General features: G+C 65.6%; 14 protein-coding genes. 3 read left to right on the top strand and 11 right to left on the bottom strand.

The window, feature by feature from the left end; translation table 11 throughout:
- Positions 1-28 precede the first annotated feature (28 nt).
- From WH303_RS12410 to WH303_RS12435, 6 genes are all read right to left on the bottom strand, one after another.
- Positions 29-949, bottom strand: a complete 921-nt coding sequence (locus WH303_RS12410; protein ID WP_312988682.1) for an ABC transporter permease — start codon at positions 947-949, stop codon at positions 29-31.
- On the bottom strand, positions 949-2,031 hold the full coding sequence (locus WH303_RS12415) for an ABC transporter permease (RefSeq protein WP_021027744.1): 1,083 nt from the start codon (positions 2,029-2,031) through the stop codon (positions 949-951). The genes WH303_RS12410 and WH303_RS12415 overlap by 1 nt, the downstream gene beginning before the upstream one ends.
- Positions 2,024-3,616: an ABC transporter ATP-binding protein gene (locus WH303_RS12420; RefSeq protein WP_339518812.1), complete on the bottom strand. Its 1,593-nt coding sequence runs from the start codon at positions 3,614-3,616 to the stop codon at positions 2,024-2,026. Before WH303_RS12420 ends, WH303_RS12415 begins: the two co-directional genes overlap by 8 nt.
- Before the next feature lie 62 nt (positions 3,617-3,678).
- Positions 3,679-4,626: a LysR family transcriptional regulator gene (locus tag WH303_RS12425; RefSeq protein WP_021027746.1), complete on the bottom strand. Its 948-nt coding sequence runs from the start codon at positions 4,624-4,626 to the stop codon at positions 3,679-3,681.
- Between the two features lie 144 nt (positions 4,627-4,770).
- Positions 4,771-6,837 (bottom strand): sensor domain-containing diguanylate cyclase, encoded by a 2,067-nt coding sequence (locus WH303_RS12430; protein WP_339518814.1) that lies wholly within the window; start codon positions 6,835-6,837, stop codon positions 4,771-4,773.
- 204 nt (positions 6,838-7,041) lie between these two features.
- Positions 7,042-7,659, bottom strand: a complete 618-nt coding sequence (locus WH303_RS12435; RefSeq protein WP_312990429.1) for a Crp/Fnr family transcriptional regulator — start codon at positions 7,657-7,659, stop codon at positions 7,042-7,044.
- A gap of 306 nt (positions 7,660-7,965) precedes the next feature.
- On the opposite strand from WH303_RS12435, the gene WH303_RS12440 reads away from it, so the two are divergent.
- A complete protein-coding gene (locus tag WH303_RS12440) occupies positions 7,966-8,988 on the top strand; it encodes a porin (RefSeq protein WP_339518817.1) in 1,023 nt (340 codons plus the stop codon).
- 129 nt (positions 8,989-9,117) lie between these two features.
- On the opposite strand, the gene WH303_RS12445 is transcribed toward WH303_RS12440, so the two are convergent.
- Positions 9,118-9,396, bottom strand: a complete 279-nt coding sequence (locus WH303_RS12445) for a PsiF family protein (protein WP_021027750.1) — start codon at positions 9,394-9,396, stop codon at positions 9,118-9,120.
- A 178-nt stretch (positions 9,397-9,574) separates the two neighbouring features.
- Positions 9,575-10,279: a YebC/PmpR family DNA-binding transcriptional regulator gene (locus tag WH303_RS12450; protein ID WP_021027751.1), complete on the bottom strand. Its 705-nt coding sequence runs from the start codon at positions 10,277-10,279 to the stop codon at positions 9,575-9,577.
- A 223-nt stretch (positions 10,280-10,502) separates the two neighbouring features.
- Between WH303_RS12450 and WH303_RS12455 the strand changes: the two genes are divergently transcribed.
- Complete coding sequence (locus tag WH303_RS12455; RefSeq protein WP_339518819.1) at positions 10,503-10,877, top strand: hypothetical protein; 375 nt, start codon at positions 10,503-10,505, stop codon at positions 10,875-10,877.
- A 66-nt stretch (positions 10,878-10,943) separates the two neighbouring features.
- Complete coding sequence (gene murI / locus WH303_RS12460; protein WP_339518820.1) at positions 10,944-11,795, top strand: glutamate racemase; 852 nt, start codon at positions 10,944-10,946, stop codon at positions 11,793-11,795.
- Here the strand turns inward: murI and WH303_RS12465 are convergent, their stop codons facing one another.
- The 3 genes from WH303_RS12465 to WH303_RS12475 all read right to left on the bottom strand — a co-directional run bounded on the left by WH303_RS12465 (position 11,796) and on the right by WH303_RS12475 (position 17,232).
- On the bottom strand, positions 11,796-12,344 hold the full coding sequence (locus WH303_RS12465) for a YgjP-like metallopeptidase domain-containing protein (RefSeq protein ID WP_021027753.1): 549 nt from the start codon (positions 12,342-12,344) through the stop codon (positions 11,796-11,798).
- An 83-nt stretch (positions 12,345-12,427) separates the two neighbouring features.
- Positions 12,428-13,063: a DUF6806 family protein gene (locus WH303_RS12470; RefSeq protein ID WP_312987545.1), complete on the bottom strand. Its 636-nt coding sequence runs from the start codon at positions 13,061-13,063 to the stop codon at positions 12,428-12,430.
- A 542-nt stretch (positions 13,064-13,605) separates the two neighbouring features.
- Positions 13,606-17,232 (bottom strand): choice-of-anchor P family protein, encoded by a 3,627-nt coding sequence (locus WH303_RS12475; RefSeq protein WP_339518823.1) that lies wholly within the window; start codon positions 17,230-17,232, stop codon positions 13,606-13,608.
- Between the last annotated feature and the right edge of the window lie 408 nt (positions 17,233-17,640).

Below are 17,640 nucleotides of genomic sequence, written 5' to 3' on the forward strand. Positions count from 1 at the left end.
ATCGTTATGGGCGCGTGCTGACACGCGCTTATGACCCGGGATAGAAAGGCTTGCCCAACGAAGCCGGCATATTGGCGCGAATCCAGGTTGGATTGCGCGAGATCAGCACCAGCACCACGATGGTGGCCAGGTAAGGCAGCATGGACAGCAGCTGGCTGGCCAGCTGCACGCCGCTGGCCTGCAGATGGAACTGCAGCATGGTCACACCGCCAAACAGGTAGGCGCCCAGCAGCACCCGCGCGGGGCGCCAGGTGGCAAAGGTGGTCAGCGCCAGCGCAATCCAGCCCCTGCCCGAGACCATGCCTTCGACCCACAGCGGCGTGTAGACGGTCGAGATATAGGCACCGGCCAGGCCGCACATCGCGCCGCCAAACACCACCGCCATCAGGCGGATGCGGCGCACCGGGTAGCCCAGCGCATGGGCGGATGTGGGCGATTCACCCACGGCGCGCAGCACAAGGCCTGCGCGCGTGCGGTAGAGGAACCACATCATCAGCAAGACCAGCGCCATGGCGCCATACACCAGCGGGTGCAAGGTAAACAGCGCCGGGCCCAAGAGCGGGATATCGGCCAGGCCCGGGATCGCATACTTGGGCAGGCTGGGCAGCTTGGCCTGCACATAGGACAGGCCGACAAAAGCCGAGAAACCGGCGCCAAACAGTGAAAGTGCCAGGCCAGTGGCGTACTGGTTGGTGTTGAGCCAGATCACCAGCACGCCAAAGATGGCGGCCAGCACGGCGCCAGCGAGCATACCCGCGCCAAAGCCCAGCCAGGTGCTGCCGGTGTGGACCACGGTGGCAAAACCGGCAATCGCGGCGCACAGCATCATGCCCTCGGCGCCCAGGTTGACGATGCCGGCCTTCTCGTTGATCAGCAGGCCCAGCGCTGCCAGCGCCAACACGGTGCCAGCGCTCAGCGTAGCGCCCAAAAGCAGTGCATAGGATTCCATCACAGGCCTCCCTTCACTGCGGCGCGCGATGCCACCCAACGCAGGCGGTAGACCACCAAGGTGTCACAGGCCAGCAAGGTGAACAGCAGCAGCCCCTGGAAGACGCCGGTCAGGGCCTTGGGCAGGCCCAGGCGCGACTGCGCCAGCTCGCCGCCGATGTAGAACATGCTCATAAGAATCGCGGAGAAAACCATGCCCACGGGATGCAGGCGACCGACAAAGGCGACGATGATGGCCGCAAAGCCATAGCCGGCGGGCACATAGGGCGTGAGCTGGCCCAGGGGGCCGGCCACTTCCAGCGCGCCGGCCAGGCCGGCGGTGGCGCCCGAGATCATCAGCGCCGTCCACAAGGCCTTGCGCGACGAAAATCCAGCATAGCGGGCCGCTGAGGGCGCCAGGCCCCCCACCTGCTGGGCCAGCCCGGCGCGGGTGCGGAACAGGTAGACCCAGAGCAGCGCAGCCCCGGCCAGCGCAATCAGCACGCCGATGTTCATGCGCATGCCTTGCACCAGTTTGGGGATTTGCGTGATCTTCTCGAAGCTCTTGGTCTGCGGGAAGTTGTAGCCCATCGGGTCTTTCCAGGGCCCATAGACCAGGTAGCCCAGCACCAGGGTGGCGACATAGACCAGCATCAGGCTGACCAGAATCTCGTTGGCATTGAAGCGGTCGCGCAGCCAGGCCACGATGCCGGCCCAGACCATGCCGCCGAGCATGCCGGCCAGCAGGATGACGGGAACAATCCAGGGGCCGGTGTTCTTGTCGGCCAGCAAGGCCATGCCGCCCGCGGCCACGGCGCCGATGACAAACTGGCCCTCGGCACCAATGTTCCAGACATTGGAGCGAAAGCAGACCGCCAGGCCCAGCGCAATCAGCAGCAGCGGCGTGGCCTTCATCGTCAACTCGCCCAGCGCGTAGCCGGACTTGATGGGCTCCCAGAAAAAGGCCTGCAGGCCCTTGACCGGGTCCTTGCCCAGCAGCACAAACAGGCCGACCCCGATCAGCACCGTGATCAGCAAGGCCAGCACCGGCGAGCCAAAAGTCCAAAAGCGCGAGGCCTGGGGGCGTTGCTCGAGTTTAAGCATGGTGGCCCTCCTCGGCGAGAGCGGCAGCAGCGGCAGCCGGGGCGGCATTGCGGCCTTCCCAAAGGCCACTCATCCATTCGCCGATCAACTGCACCGAGGCATCGGCCCGCGCCACCGAGGGCGACAGGCGGCCCTTGGCAATCACATGCAGGCGGTCACTGATTTCAAACAATTCTTCCAACTCCTCACTGAGCACCAGCACGGCGCAGCCCGCATCGCGCAGCGCCAGGATCTCGCCCCGGATCTGTGCTGCCGCGCCCACATCCACCCCCCAGGTGGGCTGCGAGACGATCAGCAGGCGGGGCTTGGCATCGATCTCCCGGCCCACGATGAACTTTTGCAGGTTGCCGCCCGAGAGCGACTGCGCACTGGCCTGCGGGCCACCAGCCTTGACACCAAAGCGCGTGATGATGCCACGCGCCATCTGGTCGAGCTGGCCCATGCGCAGCCAGCCACCGGCGCCCAGCATCTCATTGCGCGTCAACACCAGGTTGTGCGCCAGGCTCATGCTGGGCACGGCGCCCCGGCCCAGGCGTTCTTCGGGCACAAAATGCAGGCCCAGCGCGCGGCGCTGGCCCGGGCCCATGCGCCCCATCGGCGTGGCATCCATCAGCACGGCCTGCGGCTCGGCGCGCATGTCTTCGCCCGAGAGCGCATACAGCAGCTCCTTTTGGCCATTGCCCGAAACACCGGCAATCCCCACCACCTCGCCGGCCCGCACCTGCAGCGAAATGCCATCCAGGTCCACACCAAACGGGTCCTGCTTGGCCAGGCGCAGCTGCTGCACGCTGAGCACCGTGGCCCCTGCCTGGCTGGGGCGTAGCTTGAGCATCGGCGGCTCTGCGCCAATCATCATGCGCGACAGCGAGGCATTGCTTTGCTCACGCGGGTCGCACTCACCGGTCACCTCGCCACCACGCAGCACCGTGCAGGCGGTGCACAGCGCGCGGATTTCATGGAGCTTATGGCTGATATAGAGAATGCTGCAGCCCTCGGCGGCCAGCTTGCGCAGCACGACAAACAGCTTTTCCACCGCCTGGGGCGTGAGCACCGAGGTCGGCTCATCGAGGATCAGCACGCGGGGGCGGGTGAGCAAGCCGCGGATGATCTCCACCCGCTGCATCTCGCCCACCGACAGGCTGTGCACCGGCCGCTGGGGATCAATGTCCAGGCCATACTCGCTGGCCACCTCGGTGATGCGAGCGGTCACTTCTGCCAGCGACATGCTTTTGTTCTGGCCCAGCCAGACGTTCTCGGCCACCGTCAGCGTGTCAAACAGGCTGAAATGCTGGAACACCATGCTGATGCCCAGCTGGCGTGCCTCCTGGGGGTTGCGGATCTGCACTGGCTGGCCATTGACCAGGATCTGGCCCTCATCGGGTTTGACCGAGCCGTAGATGATCTTCATCAGCGTGGACTTGCCCGCGCCGTTCTCGCCCAGCACGGCGTGGATTTCCCCGGCGCGCACTTTTAACGATACTTTGTTATTGGCTACAACCGCTGGGTAGCGCTTGGTGATGCCGATCAGCTGTAACCGGGGCGCGGCCGCGCCATCGGTTGTCGGTGTCGGGGTCTGTTCTTTCATGGGCGGCAATTGTCCCTCAAATTGTTACCCGAGCGCGGGATAAAACGCGAAGATGCGCTCACTCACGGCGAATAGCCCGCCGGGCTTCGCAGCGAGAGCGCGGTTTTTTTCAGGCAGCTGCGCAGCCAGATGGCCGCATCAGAGGCATGGGTTCGGGCGTGCCACAGCAGGTAGTAATCGAGCGGCGGCAGCGCCAGCGGGCAGTCCAGGATAGCCAGCGCATGCGTGTCGACAAAGCGCTCACAGAACTGGCGCCCCGTGGTCAGCACAAGCAAGCTCGATGCCACCATGGCCGGAATCGCACTGAAGTGGGCGCAGCGCGCCATGATGCGCCGCTCCACCCCCAACGCATCGAGCCGGGCATCGATGATGCCGCGCGCGCCCGGGTGCGTGGCAGTGGGCGCAATATGCTCGGCCTGCAGCCAGGCCTCGACATCCCAGCCCCGCCGCACCGCCGGGTGGCGGCGGCTGACCAGGCTCACCACGTCGTCGCTCATCAGGCTGGTCATGTGCAGGTCACCGGTGGGCTGCAGCCAGTTGCCCACCACCACATCGATATCGCCCTGGGCGAGTTGGGCGTGGTAATGGGTCTCGGACGACAGCGGGTAGATCTCCACCACGCACAGCGGCGCCTCGGACTTGATGCGCGCGACCAGCGCGGGCAAAAACAGCGGATCGAAGTAATCACTCGCTGCTATGCGGAAGGTGCGGGTCGCCGTCTGCGGGGCAAAATCGCGGGCATCGCTGAACAGGCCTTCGGCAGCGCGCAGGATGGCCGCTGCGGGCTCGACCATGCGCTGGCCCTTGTCGGTGGGCATCATGGCCGCGCCCGAGCGCACCAGCAAAGGGTCGCCCACCAGGTCGCGCAGGCGCTTGAGTGCGGCCGACACCGCCGGCTGGTACATGCCCAGGCGCAAGGCGGCCCGCGAGACGCTGCGCTCGGTCAGCACCGTGTGCAGCACCCGGATCAGGTGCAGGTCAATCTTGTCAAACAGGGCTTGGTCGCGCATGCGGGTATTTTGAATCTGGACATTCAAGCTTATCAGCCGCGACCTGTCGCCTATCCCGGTTGTTACCCCAAGCTGTGGCGGATGTCCCTCAGCCCCTTGCCTTCAGAACCTGTTCAAAGTCTCCCCGCCCTGCGCCCCCTCCCTTCAGGCCACCTTGGCCTCACGCCAGCAGGCGCGGTTGCCTCCCTGGCGCTTGGCGCTGTAGCTGGCCATGTCGGCCGCGCGCACCGCCTGCAGCGCATCGGAAAACGAGGCATCCATCTGCAGCAGACCGATGCTGACGGTGACCACAAAATGCTTGCTGCGCAACTGGGGCTGCCAGTTCTGCAAGGTGTCGCAGAGCTGGGCGGCCAGCTCATGGGCCTTTTCCGGGCTGCACTGGCGCAGCACCAGCGCAAACTTGTCGCCCGCCACCCGCGCCGCATAGCCCTGGAAGGGCTGCAGCAGCTGCAGCTGGCGCGCCACATGCTGCAGCACCAGATCGCCCTGCGCATGGCCGGCCAGCGCATTGATGGCCGACATATTGTCGACATTCACATAGAACAGCACCGGCGCACTGGGCGAGGACTGGTCCAGCCCCTCGCGCCGGGCCTGCAGCAAGGCGGTCAGGTGCAGCAGCAAGGCCTCGTAGTTGGGCAGCAGGGTGAGCTTGTCCATGCGGCTGGGCGACTGCGCGGCCACGCGGGCCTGGCCGGCGCGCACAAAGCACCAGCGCAGATCGGGCCCCGCCTGCGCAATGTTCACCAGGTGCAGGCTGACCATGACCGGCGCACCCGACTGGTGGCGCAGCACCACGCTGGTCTCGGCGCTGCCCAGGCGCTCCAGGTCCGGGGCCAGTTGCGCCCAGGCCTGGTCAAAATCCTGGTCGGCCATGGCCAGCATGTGCACCGGCTGGCCTTGCAAGTCCTGGCGGCTGTAGCCCAGCAAATGGGCCAGCGCCTGGGAGACCTGTTGAATCTGATCGCGCTGCAGCAGCAAAAAGGAAAAGCGCGCATGCGCGAGCACACTCTCGGCCAGTTGCTGCTGCTCACGCAACTGCTCGGCCAGCGATTCGCGTTGCTGCCCCAGCTCCTGCAAGTGCATGCCCATGCGGTCAATCTCATCGGGCGGCGGGCCGCTGGCTGGGTCGGCCGCCTGCACCGGGCCCGAGGCCAGTGCCAGCACCGGTGCGGGCGCAACGGGCAGCGGTGTCTGCGCCACCAACTGCTTGAAGCGCCGGCTGTGCCCCCACAGCCACAGCCAGGTCAGTGCCGCCAGGGCCAGCGGCATCAGCAGCAGCCACCACCAGCTGCGCCACTGGCGTCCCCAGCTTTGCAGGCTCTGGTCATGGGGCATCACACGCACCACCAGCCAGCGGGCTGCGGGCATCTGCGCGACGCTGACGAGGTTGGGCGCCAGCCACCAGGACTGCGCAGTCTGGGCGCCGCCACGGGCTGCGCGCTCCTGCCAGCGCTGCAGCACCGGGGCCAGCAAGGGGTCATCGTCGGTCGGGCCCAGAATGCGGGCCGGGTCGGGGTGGGAGATCAGCACGCCTGCGGCCGTCATCAGCACCAGCTGCCCACTGTCGGGCGGGGTAGCGGCCAGCGATACCGGCAGCAGGCTTTGCGACTGCAGGCGCAACACCCCGGCCATCGCGCCCTGCACCGTGCCCTGCTTGTCGCGCAGCGGAATGCCCAGCGCAATGCTGGGCCCGCCGGACGCACTTTTGAAGGGCTCGGACACCAGCGGTTTGCCGTCGACCATCACCCGGCGCAGCAGATCCCGCTCCGCCGGCTCCACGGCCTCATCGCCCTCGCTGGCATCGCGCACATGGCGCCGGAAAACCTCGGCGCCGCGCGCATACACCAGGCTGTCGAAATAGCGCGTGGCCGCCAGGCCCTGCTCCAGGAGCGGGGGATGCTGGGACGCGGGGCCCTGCACCCAGGGCGCCGCCGCCTCGGCCAGGGCGCCGAGCACCTTCTGGCTTTGCTCGAGCTTGCTGCCCATCAGTCTGGCGAGCATCTCGGTCTCGTCGGCCTGCTGGGCCGACAGCTGGGTGATCACCGTCTGCTGGCTGGCATGGATTGCCAGCCACTGCACCAGCGCCGTGCCCATCAGCACCATCAAGGGCACCACCACCCACAGCCGCCACAGCCAGGGCCCGGCCGTATCACGCAGGTCGTCTACCGGAGGGGCGGGATCGGGCTGCCAATGCACCGGCCTGTCATCCATGCCGGGCTACCTGGCCCGCAGGGCCCGGAGGCACCAGCCGATCCGGCAAGGGCAAGTCATCGTCTTTGGCACAGGGCACCTCCTTTCAGGTGCCACATCTTGGCGCTTATGTACCGGCGCCGGTATCAGGACAAAACCGGACCGAGAAAACCCGGGTCACCGTTTGGCCCGGCCGATCCAGTGCGGGGGCGCCAATCGGGCTGTCTAGGACTTGGCCAGCTGGCGCAGCGATTCGGGCTGCGGCAGCCAGAGGTTCTTGCCCAGGCCGTCGAGCAGGCCCTGGTCGCGCAATTGGCGCAGCACGCGCGAGAGCGTCTCGGGCGCAATGCCCAGGTGGGCGGCAATCTGGCGCTTGGATTGCGCCAGTTGCACCCGCAGGCCCTGGTCGCCGGGCTCGGCATGCTGCAGCAGCCACTCGGCGCAGCGCGCCACAGCGTCCTGCGCCACCCGGCTGACCGCGAGCGCCGCCTGCTGGCAGTAGCCCTGGGCCATGCTGGCCACCAGGCCCTGGGCCTCCGCGGGCCATTGCAGCAGGTAGCCGCGCAGCTGCGCCACCGGCACCGCACGCCATTGCACGGCAGTGCGCGCCACCATGTCCACCGCACAGGGCTGGTCGGCCAGTGCCGGCGCGGCATCGAGCCAGCAGGGCCCCTCCATCACCCCGAGCAGGTGGCGCATGCGCCCCTCTTCCTGCACCCCAAAGGCAACCGAGCCCCGCTCCAGGTACAGCACATCCAGCAAGGGCTGGTGGCGCTGGCGCAGCAAGGCACCGGCGCCGGCGCTGTTCGGGGCAAATTCATCCAGGCAGAGTAAGTCAGGCATGGGCCGCACTTTGCCCCGATTGCCGCCTGCGCACATTGAGCTACATCAATCCTTGCCAGCGATCGGCAGCCCCCGCAGCGGCCGCTTCAGCCCCAAACCAGCGGCCTCATCAGGCATCAGCGGCCAAGAACCTGCCTTAACTCCTTGCAAAAACCATATACCCCCAATATGCGGCGTCCACGCCACACCTCGGGTCTTTACCAGCGGTTTTTTTAGCTTTTGGCACACATATTGCTCAGAGCGGTCGGCACTGACTTCACAATTCACCGCTATCACAAATTCACACGCTTGTAACAAAGGAATGCCATGAACAACAAACTGCTCGCCCTGGCCGTGATGGCCGCCTGCGCCTCCGCAGCGCAGGCCCAATCGTCGGTGACCGCCACCGGTCTGGTCGATATGTATATCGGTTCGATGAAAGCTCCCGGCGATGATGGCCGCACATCCACGCTGGGCAGCGGTGGCATGACCACCTCCTGGTTCGGCTTCAAGGGCACCGAAGACCTGGGCGGCGGCCTCAAGGCCAGCTTCCTGCTGACCAGCTTCATGCGTGCCGACACCGGCACGCCCGGCCGCTTCACCGGCGACGTCTTCTGGTCGCGCGATGCGCTGGTCTCGCTGTCCGGCGATTTTGGTGCCGTGACCCTGGGCCGCACCGTGGCGCCCAACTTCGTGCCATCGATCTCGATGAACCCCTTTGGTGATTCCTTCACCTTCTCGCCGCTGGTGCTGCACCAAAACGTGTCGCTGTTCAACAAGAGCGGCTGGCAGAGCAGCAACCCCTCCGACACCGGCTGGAGCAACCAGGTGATCTACAGCACGCCCAAGGTCGGCGGCTTCAGCGGCAACCTGCACTACCAGTTTGGTGAGCAGGCCGGCCAAGGCGGCAAGAACAACATCGGCCTGAACGCCACCTACGCCAACGGTCCTTTTGCCATCACCGGCTTCTATGAAGACGTGGACATGAGCAACCCCGTCCCCGCCGTGCTGGCCGAGAACCACCGCAACTGGATGCTGGGCAGCAGCTATGACGCCGGTTTTGTGAAGGCCTATGCGACCTACGGCCAGACGACCGGCAAGGACACCGACTTCAAGATCAAGACTGCCAGCCTGGGCGCGACCGTGCCGCTGGGCGCCACCAGCCGCATCCTTGCTGGCTGGGCCCACAGCAAGCTGCAGGACAGCAATGCCAAGCGTGACACCGTCTCCGTCGGCTACAACTACGACTTCTCCAAGCGCACCGACGGCTACGCCATCGTGATGTACGACAAGGTCAAGGACTTCGGCAATGGCACCAGTTTTGGCGTCGGCATCCGCCACCGCTTCTAAACGGTTTCTGTAGCGATCTGTGCGGCCTTCGGGCCCAGCACGCAAAACGCCAAGCATGTGTGCATGCTTGGCGTTTTTTCTTGCCGGTTCGGCAGACCCAGCGCCTTAGCGCCGGATCGAGAGAAGTCTTTACTTCTTCAGGCACTCGCTCATGAAGGCCTTGCGCTCGTCGCCCTTCTTGCCGGTCGCATCGACGTTGCAGGTCTTCATGCGTTCTTGCTGGCGCTTGCGGCCGTCGGACAGGCAGCTGGACATGAAAGCCTTGCGCTGATCGCCCTTGAGCTCCTTGGTCTTGGCCTCGGTGTTGCAGGTACCCATCAGCTGCTGCTGGGCCGTGGGGGTCTTGTCGGCTGCCAGCGCAAACTGGGATGCCAGCGCGATGCTGGCAAGGACGATGAGTTTTTTCATGGTATGGGCTCTTATCTAAACTGCGCCGACGACCAGCGCATGCGAATTTCTGCATATCTGGCCCGCCCTGTCAATGGGCAGATGATAAAGAAGCGCAAACTGCTGACGAGAGCCTCACAAGCGCCCATGAAAAAACGGCCTGCGCGGCCGTTCTCAAGCGGGTGGGCAGGGACTGGGATCAGTCCACCAGGCCCACATAGATGTTCTGCACATCGTCGTCGTTTTCCAGACCGGCCAGGAAGGCTTGCACCTCTTCCTGCGCTTCGGCAGGCAGGCTGGCCATGCTGATGGGGGTCTTGGCCTTGTAGCCCAGCTTGGCCGACAGCACCTTGATGCCCTGCTCTGGCAAGGCCTTGCTGACGGTGTCCAGGTCCGTCGGCTCGGTGATGAACAGGGTCACGCCCTCTTCTTCCGCCGGCTCGAAATCCTGCGCGCCCGCTTCGATCGCGGCCAGCTCCACATCGGCGCCGTTTTCTGGCTCGCCTTCGACCATGCCCACATGGTCAAAATCCCAGGCCACGGCCGTCAGCTGGCCCTTGCGGAAGCACACGCGCATATTGGGTGCCGTGCGGTTGGGGTTGTCGGTCAGGCACTCGACCATCACCGGCACGCGGTGCGGCGCATAGCCTTCGAACAGCACGGTCGAGTAGTTGACGGCATCGGCGCCAGCGCCCGAGCCCTTCTTGATCGCGCGCTCCAAGGTGTCCTTGGGCATCGATGCCTTGCGGGCCGCTTCCACAGCCATGCGCAGGCGCGAATTGCTGGCCGGGTCACCCCCACCCAAACGCGCTGCGACCGTGATTTCCTTGACCAGTTTGCCAAAGAGTTTTCCCTTGGCATCAGCGACCAGCGCCTTGCCCTTTGCTTTCCATTGCGCGCCCATGGCTGCGTTTTCCTAGTTGTTGGTTGGGCAGCAGCGGTCGCTGCTGGCAACAATGCCGGGCAAAGCCCAGATTGACAGGGCAAATTTATACACTGCCGTCCAAGGCTGTGCTGAGCATAAGGGGAAATCTGTGCCAAAAACCTGGGGCATCGCTGCGGCCAGGCGACGCTGGGGCGACGGCGCCGCGCGGGCTGCGCCCGCCGTTCAAGGGCACAATGGCGCCATGCAAGTTCTGCAGCGACTTTGGCGATGGACCCAGGCCCAGCGCACCCCCCTGCTCTGGAGCCTGGGCGGCCTCGTGCTGTCCTTTGTACTGCTGGGCCTGCCCGGCTTTGCCAGCTATGCGCCGGCCGAACAGCTCTTTGTCTGGGCGGGCGATGGCGCGCTGCTCCAGGCCATCCATGGCGACAGCCTCTGGCCCATTCTTATCTCGGCGAGCTTTTTGCAGGCCTTGCTGATCACGCCGCTGCACTGCCTGCTGCGGCGCTGCTGGCCGGGCCTGGCGCGCTGGCCCCATGTGCTGGGCGTCGTGCTCGGGGTCTGGCTCATCAGCATTGTCTGCACCTGCCTGATGCTGCTCGCTGCGGTCGATGCATAAAAGCCGCAGCCTGCCTACAATCACGGCGCCCACGCTTTTTTCTCAGCTTTGACCCTGCACGCTTCCATGCCCCACCCTCTCTCCCCCATTGGTGTTTTTGACAGCGGTATCGGCGGCCTGAGTGTGCTGCGTGCACTGCGCGATGTGCTGCCCGATGAGCAGTTCGTCTATGTGGCCGACAGCGGCAACGCCCCCTATGGCGAGCGTGGCGACGCCTTTGTGCAGCAGCGCTGCGCCCACATCACCCAGCAGATGCGCGAGCGCCACGACATCAAGGCGCTGGTGATTGCCTGCAACACGGCCACCGCAGCGGCGATTGAAGGCCTGCGCGAGCAGCACCCCGGCCTGCCCATCATCGGTGTGGAGCCCGCGCTCAAACCCGCCGCCCAGCACAGCCAGACCCATGTGGTGGGCGTGATCGCCACCCAGGGCACCGTCAGCAGCAGCCGCTTTGCCACCTTGCAGGCAGCGCATGCCACGCAAACCCGCTTTGTGGTGCAGGCCTGCAATGGGCTGGCGCGCGCGATTGAAGACAGCACCCGGCCCGGGCGCGATGCAGCCGCCGATGCCGCGCATATCCAGGGCCTGTGCCAGACCTACCTGGCCGCGATGGGCGACTTTGGCGCACAACCCGGCCAGATCGACACCCTGGTGCTGGGCTGCACGCACTATATTTTTGCCGCCGATACCCTGCGCGCGCTGGTGGGTGACCAGGTGGCGCTGATCGACACGGCCACGCCCGTGGCCCGCCGCACCTACAGCCTGCTGCATGCCACCGGCATGCTGCGCAAGCCCGCGCAGGCGCCCAGCGCTGACGAGGCCTGCCGCCTGACGACGACCGGCGAGCTGGCGGCGCTGCAATACGCCGCTGCGCAGTGGCTGGGCTTGCCGCCGCAGCTTTGCCAGGCTGCGGACTGATCAGCCGGCGCTGTCCGCCGCATCCGCCCCCAGCTGCCACAGCCGGTGGCCGCCCTGGTCGAGCCAGGTCAGGTAGAGGCGCACCTCCAGCTCCAGCTGGTGGTAGGACGGCTCCATGTACTCACACAGCTGGTAGAAAGCCTTGTTGTGGTCGGACTCGCGCAGGTGCGCGAGCTCATGCACGGCAATCATGCGCAAAAAGGCCTCGGGCGCATGCTTGAACAGGCTGCCAATGCGGATCTCATGGCGCGACTGCGTCTTGCCGCCATGGTTTTTGCCGCTGCGCACATGGATGCCCAGCGCCTGGTAGACCAGCTGCAGCTTGCTGTCATACACCACCTTGGCCAGGCCCGCGCTGTTGCGCATGTGCTCGCCCTTAAGGCCCATCACATAGGCATGCAAGGCCTTGTCCGAGCGCATCTGGTGCGGCTGCGGGTGGCGCTGCAGCAGCCACTGGCCCAGCTTGCCCGATTGCAGCAGATTGCCCGCCTGCTGCTGCAAGCTGGCGGGGTAGGACTGCAGATAGGGAAGCAAGACAGGGCTGGACATGGTTCAAGCAAACAGCAAAGGCAGCACAGCGGCTGCCTTGGGATTCCAAAGATATGCCGCGCCCAGTGGACGCAGCGCTATTTTCAGTGCAGGTGGCGCGGGCGGCGTCCGCCACCCCCATGGCCGCCGGGGCCTCCTGGGCCACCAGTGCCGCGTGGCGGCTTGCCGATCTCGAGCGAATCGACCAGCGCATCAAAACGCTGGCTGAACAGCTTGTCGATCTCGCCGACCACACCAACGAGCTCGCCGGCATCGAAGTGGCGCTCCATCGTGCTCACCACATCCTGCACCAGCATGTCGCGCTGCACCTGCATGATGGCCGCCGGCGTCGGGCCCACAAACAGCATCATGAAGTCGTCGCGCGACTCGGCGCTGCGGTCCTGCTCTTCGTCGTCGAACTCGGCGTCGTAGAAGGTGACCTCGATCGCCGCGCCCTGGTCGGCCAGCTCGTTGAGGTTCATGCACATGTCGTCCAGCGACTGGCGAAAATCATCATCGCCGCGCACCGTCCAGCACATCTGCAGCACATGGTCCTTGGGCTCGAACAAGATACCCGGCTCTTCGTCGTAGGCACTTTCGGATCCATCGACCAGCGACTTGGCGCCCGCATAGGCCCACAGCGGTTTCAAGGCCTCTTGCAGCTGGTCAAAGCCGACATCGGCACGCAGCAGCACTTGTCCGTGGACATGGATCTCAAAGGGTGGGTTGTAACTGGGCATGTTCTGTACCTTCCTAAATGGGGGCCGCCCGCTTGCGCTCGCCAACCCCACGCCTGATGACACGGCACGCCGCATCGCTCTGCACAAGGCGCCAGCACAGCCACCAATGCGGGGCCAGGTTGGCGACTCTCCATGCGCCACCCACCCGAGCGGCGCAATATCCACAATATCGGACATTGTGCCCGGTTTGTCGACCACAGACGAAGAAAAAGCCAGCAGGAGGCCTGCTGGCTCACGCCCCGCACCCCAGCGGGCACAAGCCCGGGATGCGAAACGGTCTTCGTCGCTGCCAGCATGCATGAGCGATGCCCGGCCCGCGTTTGTGGCGCAGGCAATAAAAAACAACGGTTTGCAGGCTTTTTCTGCGAAACCGTTGCTCTGTAGTGCATGGCGCCGGGGCATTTTAACAGGTCCGGCCCGGGCCTGGCCCTGCGGGGTCAGCGGCCGCCGCTGAGTTACCACCGGGTCAGGTCCAGCCGGGTGAGGTCCGGCCGGGTGAGGTCCAGCCGGTTGAGGTCCGGCCAGACCAGCGGTTCCCCTCCTCAGTCGCCCGCCTGCACCATCTCGCCGTTTGGATCGGTCACCCGCACCACGGTGATGACTGGCGCATCCTCGGCATCGCCCACAATGCCGGTGCTGGCGCCATAGAAGCCGGCCACAAAGCGGAAGGCCGGGGAGCCCGAGGGGCCGGTGCAGTGGAAGTTGAACTGGCGCAGCACTTGGGCAACACAGACATAGCCCGAGTCCGCATCGATCACCGAGTTGGCGTCGCGCGTCTGGAAGCGGAAGTTGCGACTGGGCATCGCATCCGTTTGCGACAGCAGCACCCAGGATCCGCGCAGCGACTGGGCCGAGGCCTTGTTGACGCCATAGTAGAAGCGCTCGATCTGCACCGGCTGCTCGCCGGGGAAGGCCAGCGTTCCCACCGATGGCGCCGTGAAGTGGATCGACCGGGTCAGACCGGCATCGGCCTTGAAGCTGGCAATCGCAGCCGGGCCACCAAAGTAGCGCCCCCCTTGGTACTGCACCGTGGACAGATCGGGCGTATTGGGCGCTGGCGTGGTGGAAGCATCATGCGCGCCCAGGAGGCTGTGGAAGCTGCCCTGGCCATCGCTCTCATAGTCATAGACCGACATGAACAGCATATGGTCCTCGCTGGTCACAGGCTTTTGCAGCTCGATCGACAGACCTCGCCCGGGCAGGCCGCGCAGCTCGCTGCTGACCACCCAGGTGCCCGATTCAGGAGCATAGCCCGGTGCATAGTAGCTGGTGCGCACATTCTGGTTGTTTTGGGCGGTGTAGGCCGCGCGAGCGACGCGGAAACCGACCAGGCGCCGGGCATCACCACCGCCCTCTTGCAGTGAGCCGCTGATCTGGTCCACGCCACGCTGCAGCGTCAGCGACACCACGGCACCACTGCCTGCGCCGCCTGTGCGGTTGCCCGCGCAGTTGAACACCAGGCCAGCGCCGCTGTAGCTGCACTGCGCCACCACATGGCCGGACAAGGTGCCGCCAAAACCATGAACGGTCGTCGCCGCGTTGGCGGGATAGGGCCAGGCCATGGCTGCTGCCGCCCATTCGCCGCTCATGGGCACCTGCTCGCCCGTGCCGATATCGGCCCACCAGCTGCGCACCGGCTGGTTGCTGCTGTTGAGCTCGACCATGGCCCAGCGGTCGACAAAGGCCGGGTCGGAGAAGACGCCCGCAGGCGTGCCCTCGTAGTCAAAGCGCTGCATCACCTTGGTGGGCTCGCCTGGGAACTGGATCGTGCCGGTGCTGCGGCTGGTGAAGCTGATCACCACATTGCCAGGGCTGCCCGCCTCATGGCCGTCGCGCTGCTCGCTGCCAAAGAAGCGCCCGCCTTCGTAGTAGTAGAGCGGCGCGGTCACCGTGTTGTCGTGCAAGCTGCCCAGCGCCGTGTGGAAGGTGGGCGCACCCGTGGCACGGTAGTTGTAGACCTGCATGAACAGCACGCCGTCCTGGATGTCGATGCCCATGCCGCGACCCGGCTCCCCATTGAGTTCGTCCTTGATGATCCAGGTGCCACTCTGGGCTGCGATCAGACCGGCAGGCAGCTCGCCATTGGGGTCCGAGGTCTTGGTCACCTCGCGGCTGCTGCTGCCGGTATTGCCAGCCTCATCGGTTTGCGACGCCGTCACCGTGACCGGCCCCTTGGGCAAGGCACCCACCTGCATGCCAGGCGCCGTCCAGCTGCCGTTGACGCAGGCCACCGTCACCTTGATGGATCCCACGCTCACCGTGACCGCGCCGTCGCCGCTGGTGCAGGTGCCCGCTGGGCTGTAGGCATTCTGGTTCGAGGTATCGATGGTCGGCGCGGTGCTGATCGAGACCGCAGGCGCCGTCGTGTCCTTGACGGTGTTGAGCGTGCCGGAGATGACCGCGCCGGCCACCGTCTGCGAGGCCTTCACCACCACCGTGCCCTCGGGCAGGCTGCGCACATCGACAGCGCTCAAGGTCCAGTTGCCGCCGGTGCAGGCCGCCGTGTTGCTGATGCTGCCAATGGCCACCGTCACCGCGCCACCAGCGGCGCTGCAGGCGCCAGAGACGCCGCCATAGCTGGCCTGGTTGCTGCTATTGATACGCGGCGCCACCACCACCGTGACGGCGGCTGCGCTGCTGTCCTTGCTGGTGGTGCGGCTGGCATTGCCGGTGTTGCCCGCGGCATCGGTCTGCATCGCCGTCACCGTGACTGCGCCGGCCGGCAGGCCGCTGACATCCATGCCCGAGGTGGACCAGATACCGCTGCTGCAGACCGGCTGCGGCACAGCGGCCACCGTCCCCACGCGCACCGTGACCGCCGCCCCGTTTTCAGAGCAGCTGCCCGCCACGCCGTATGACGACTGGTTGGCCGCATTGATCACCGGCGCCGAGGTAATCGCCACCGCAGGGGCGGTCGCATCCTTGCCGGTCACCAGGCTGCCCGATCCGGTCTGGCCACCCACGGTTTGCGATGCCGTCACGGTCACCGCGCCATCGGGCAGGCCGCTTACGTTGATGCCCGAGGCCGACCAGACACCACCACCGCACAGCGCCGATGCGGACACGGAGCCCACCATGACAGCCACCGCTTCACCGTTGGCCGAGCAGGTGCCCGACACCGTGTAGGAGGCCTGGTTCGCTGCCGTGATCTGGGGCGCCGCAACGACAGCCACCACCGGCAGCTGCGGCACCGAGCCCGTGTTCTTGCTGGTCGACTGGCTCGCCGAGCTGCTTTGCCCGGAGGCCGTCTGCGTGGCGGTGATCGTCACCGTGCCATCGGGCAAGCCTTGCGCGTTGACTGCACCGGCATAGCTGCCGCCTGCGGAACAAGGCAGCGACTGGCTCACCCCTGCAGGGTTGGAGCTGATGGCCACATTGCCGCTGCCGGCGCTGCAGCTGCCGCTGATGGGCAGGGACGACTGGTTGCTGGCGGTGATCGCCGGCAGCGGATTGAGCGTGACGGTGGGCTTGCAGTCGGGCATCGACGCGGTGGAGTTGCCCACGACGACGGACGCACTGAGCAAGGGAAGGGTCAGTGCCTTGGCCACCAACTCGATGCGCAGCGCCGTCACGCTCATGGTAGTGCCGCTTTGGCTTTGTTCATTGGTGTAGAGCTTGACGCCGACTTCGGTGCCCAAGCCCGGCACACCAACGGTCAGGTTGACCAGGCCGTTGACCGCAGCACTGACGCCGCTGAGCGCACCCGTTCCGCCCAGAATCTGGGCATCACCCGAGCCCACAGGCACACCGTTGACACAGGCCATGCGCGCTTGCGAGCTGATGGTATTGGCACCCAGGGACAGCATCGCCAGCGACAGGTTCAAGCCGTCCACGGAGGTGTCCGACACCACACTGTTTTGCGCCAGATTGCTTTGGGTGGAGGCGTTGATGACGCCCGTCCCCACGCTCAGAAGATTGACCCCGGCCGTCACCCCGACACTGGCAACCGACATGGGCGTGTTGAAATCCGGTGGTGCGGTCTTTGATCCGGTATCCGCAAATGGGATTCCCAGCCCGGCCCCGAGCACATCGGCCGTGACCTGCAGGCCATAGGCCCGCCCGGCGCCTGAGGATGCCGCAAGGGCGGCGGAGCTGCAGACCAGGGCCATGCTCGCGAGCCCTCCGTACAGCAGACGGCGTAGGGATCTCTGTGCACCAAGCGGGTTCATAGCGTCTCCTTCTGCACCATGCCAGAACGCCAGATGTGGTGTGGTCGACGCAGACCCTACCAAACGACGGCCGAGGACCGGTGCCGCTGATTACTCATACAGACACAACTACTCACAAGGGCGAAGGTACTGCGAATCTTTGGTAAACGGTAAATTAATTTATTGGACTAACTTATAAGCACAGCTAGTTCTGGCCTATGGTCTGTTACAGCAACGCCGGTCGGCGGCTGCCCTATCGGCGGCGGCACAGCTCCTGGCCAAACCCGCGATTTCTGGCCGTATTTCCCCGTCCTTGGCCGCCGGTTTTCAGAGGAGAAATCGCGGTTAAGTGCAGTTTTCTGTAAGGCGATCCAGCGGCGGCCGTTCACACAAAAAAACCCGCCACGGAGGGCGGGTAGGGTCGCTGGC

The organism is Comamonas sp. MYb69, from assembly GCF_037479315.1.
GTDB lineage: Bacteria > Pseudomonadota > Gammaproteobacteria > Burkholderiales > Burkholderiaceae_C > Comamonas.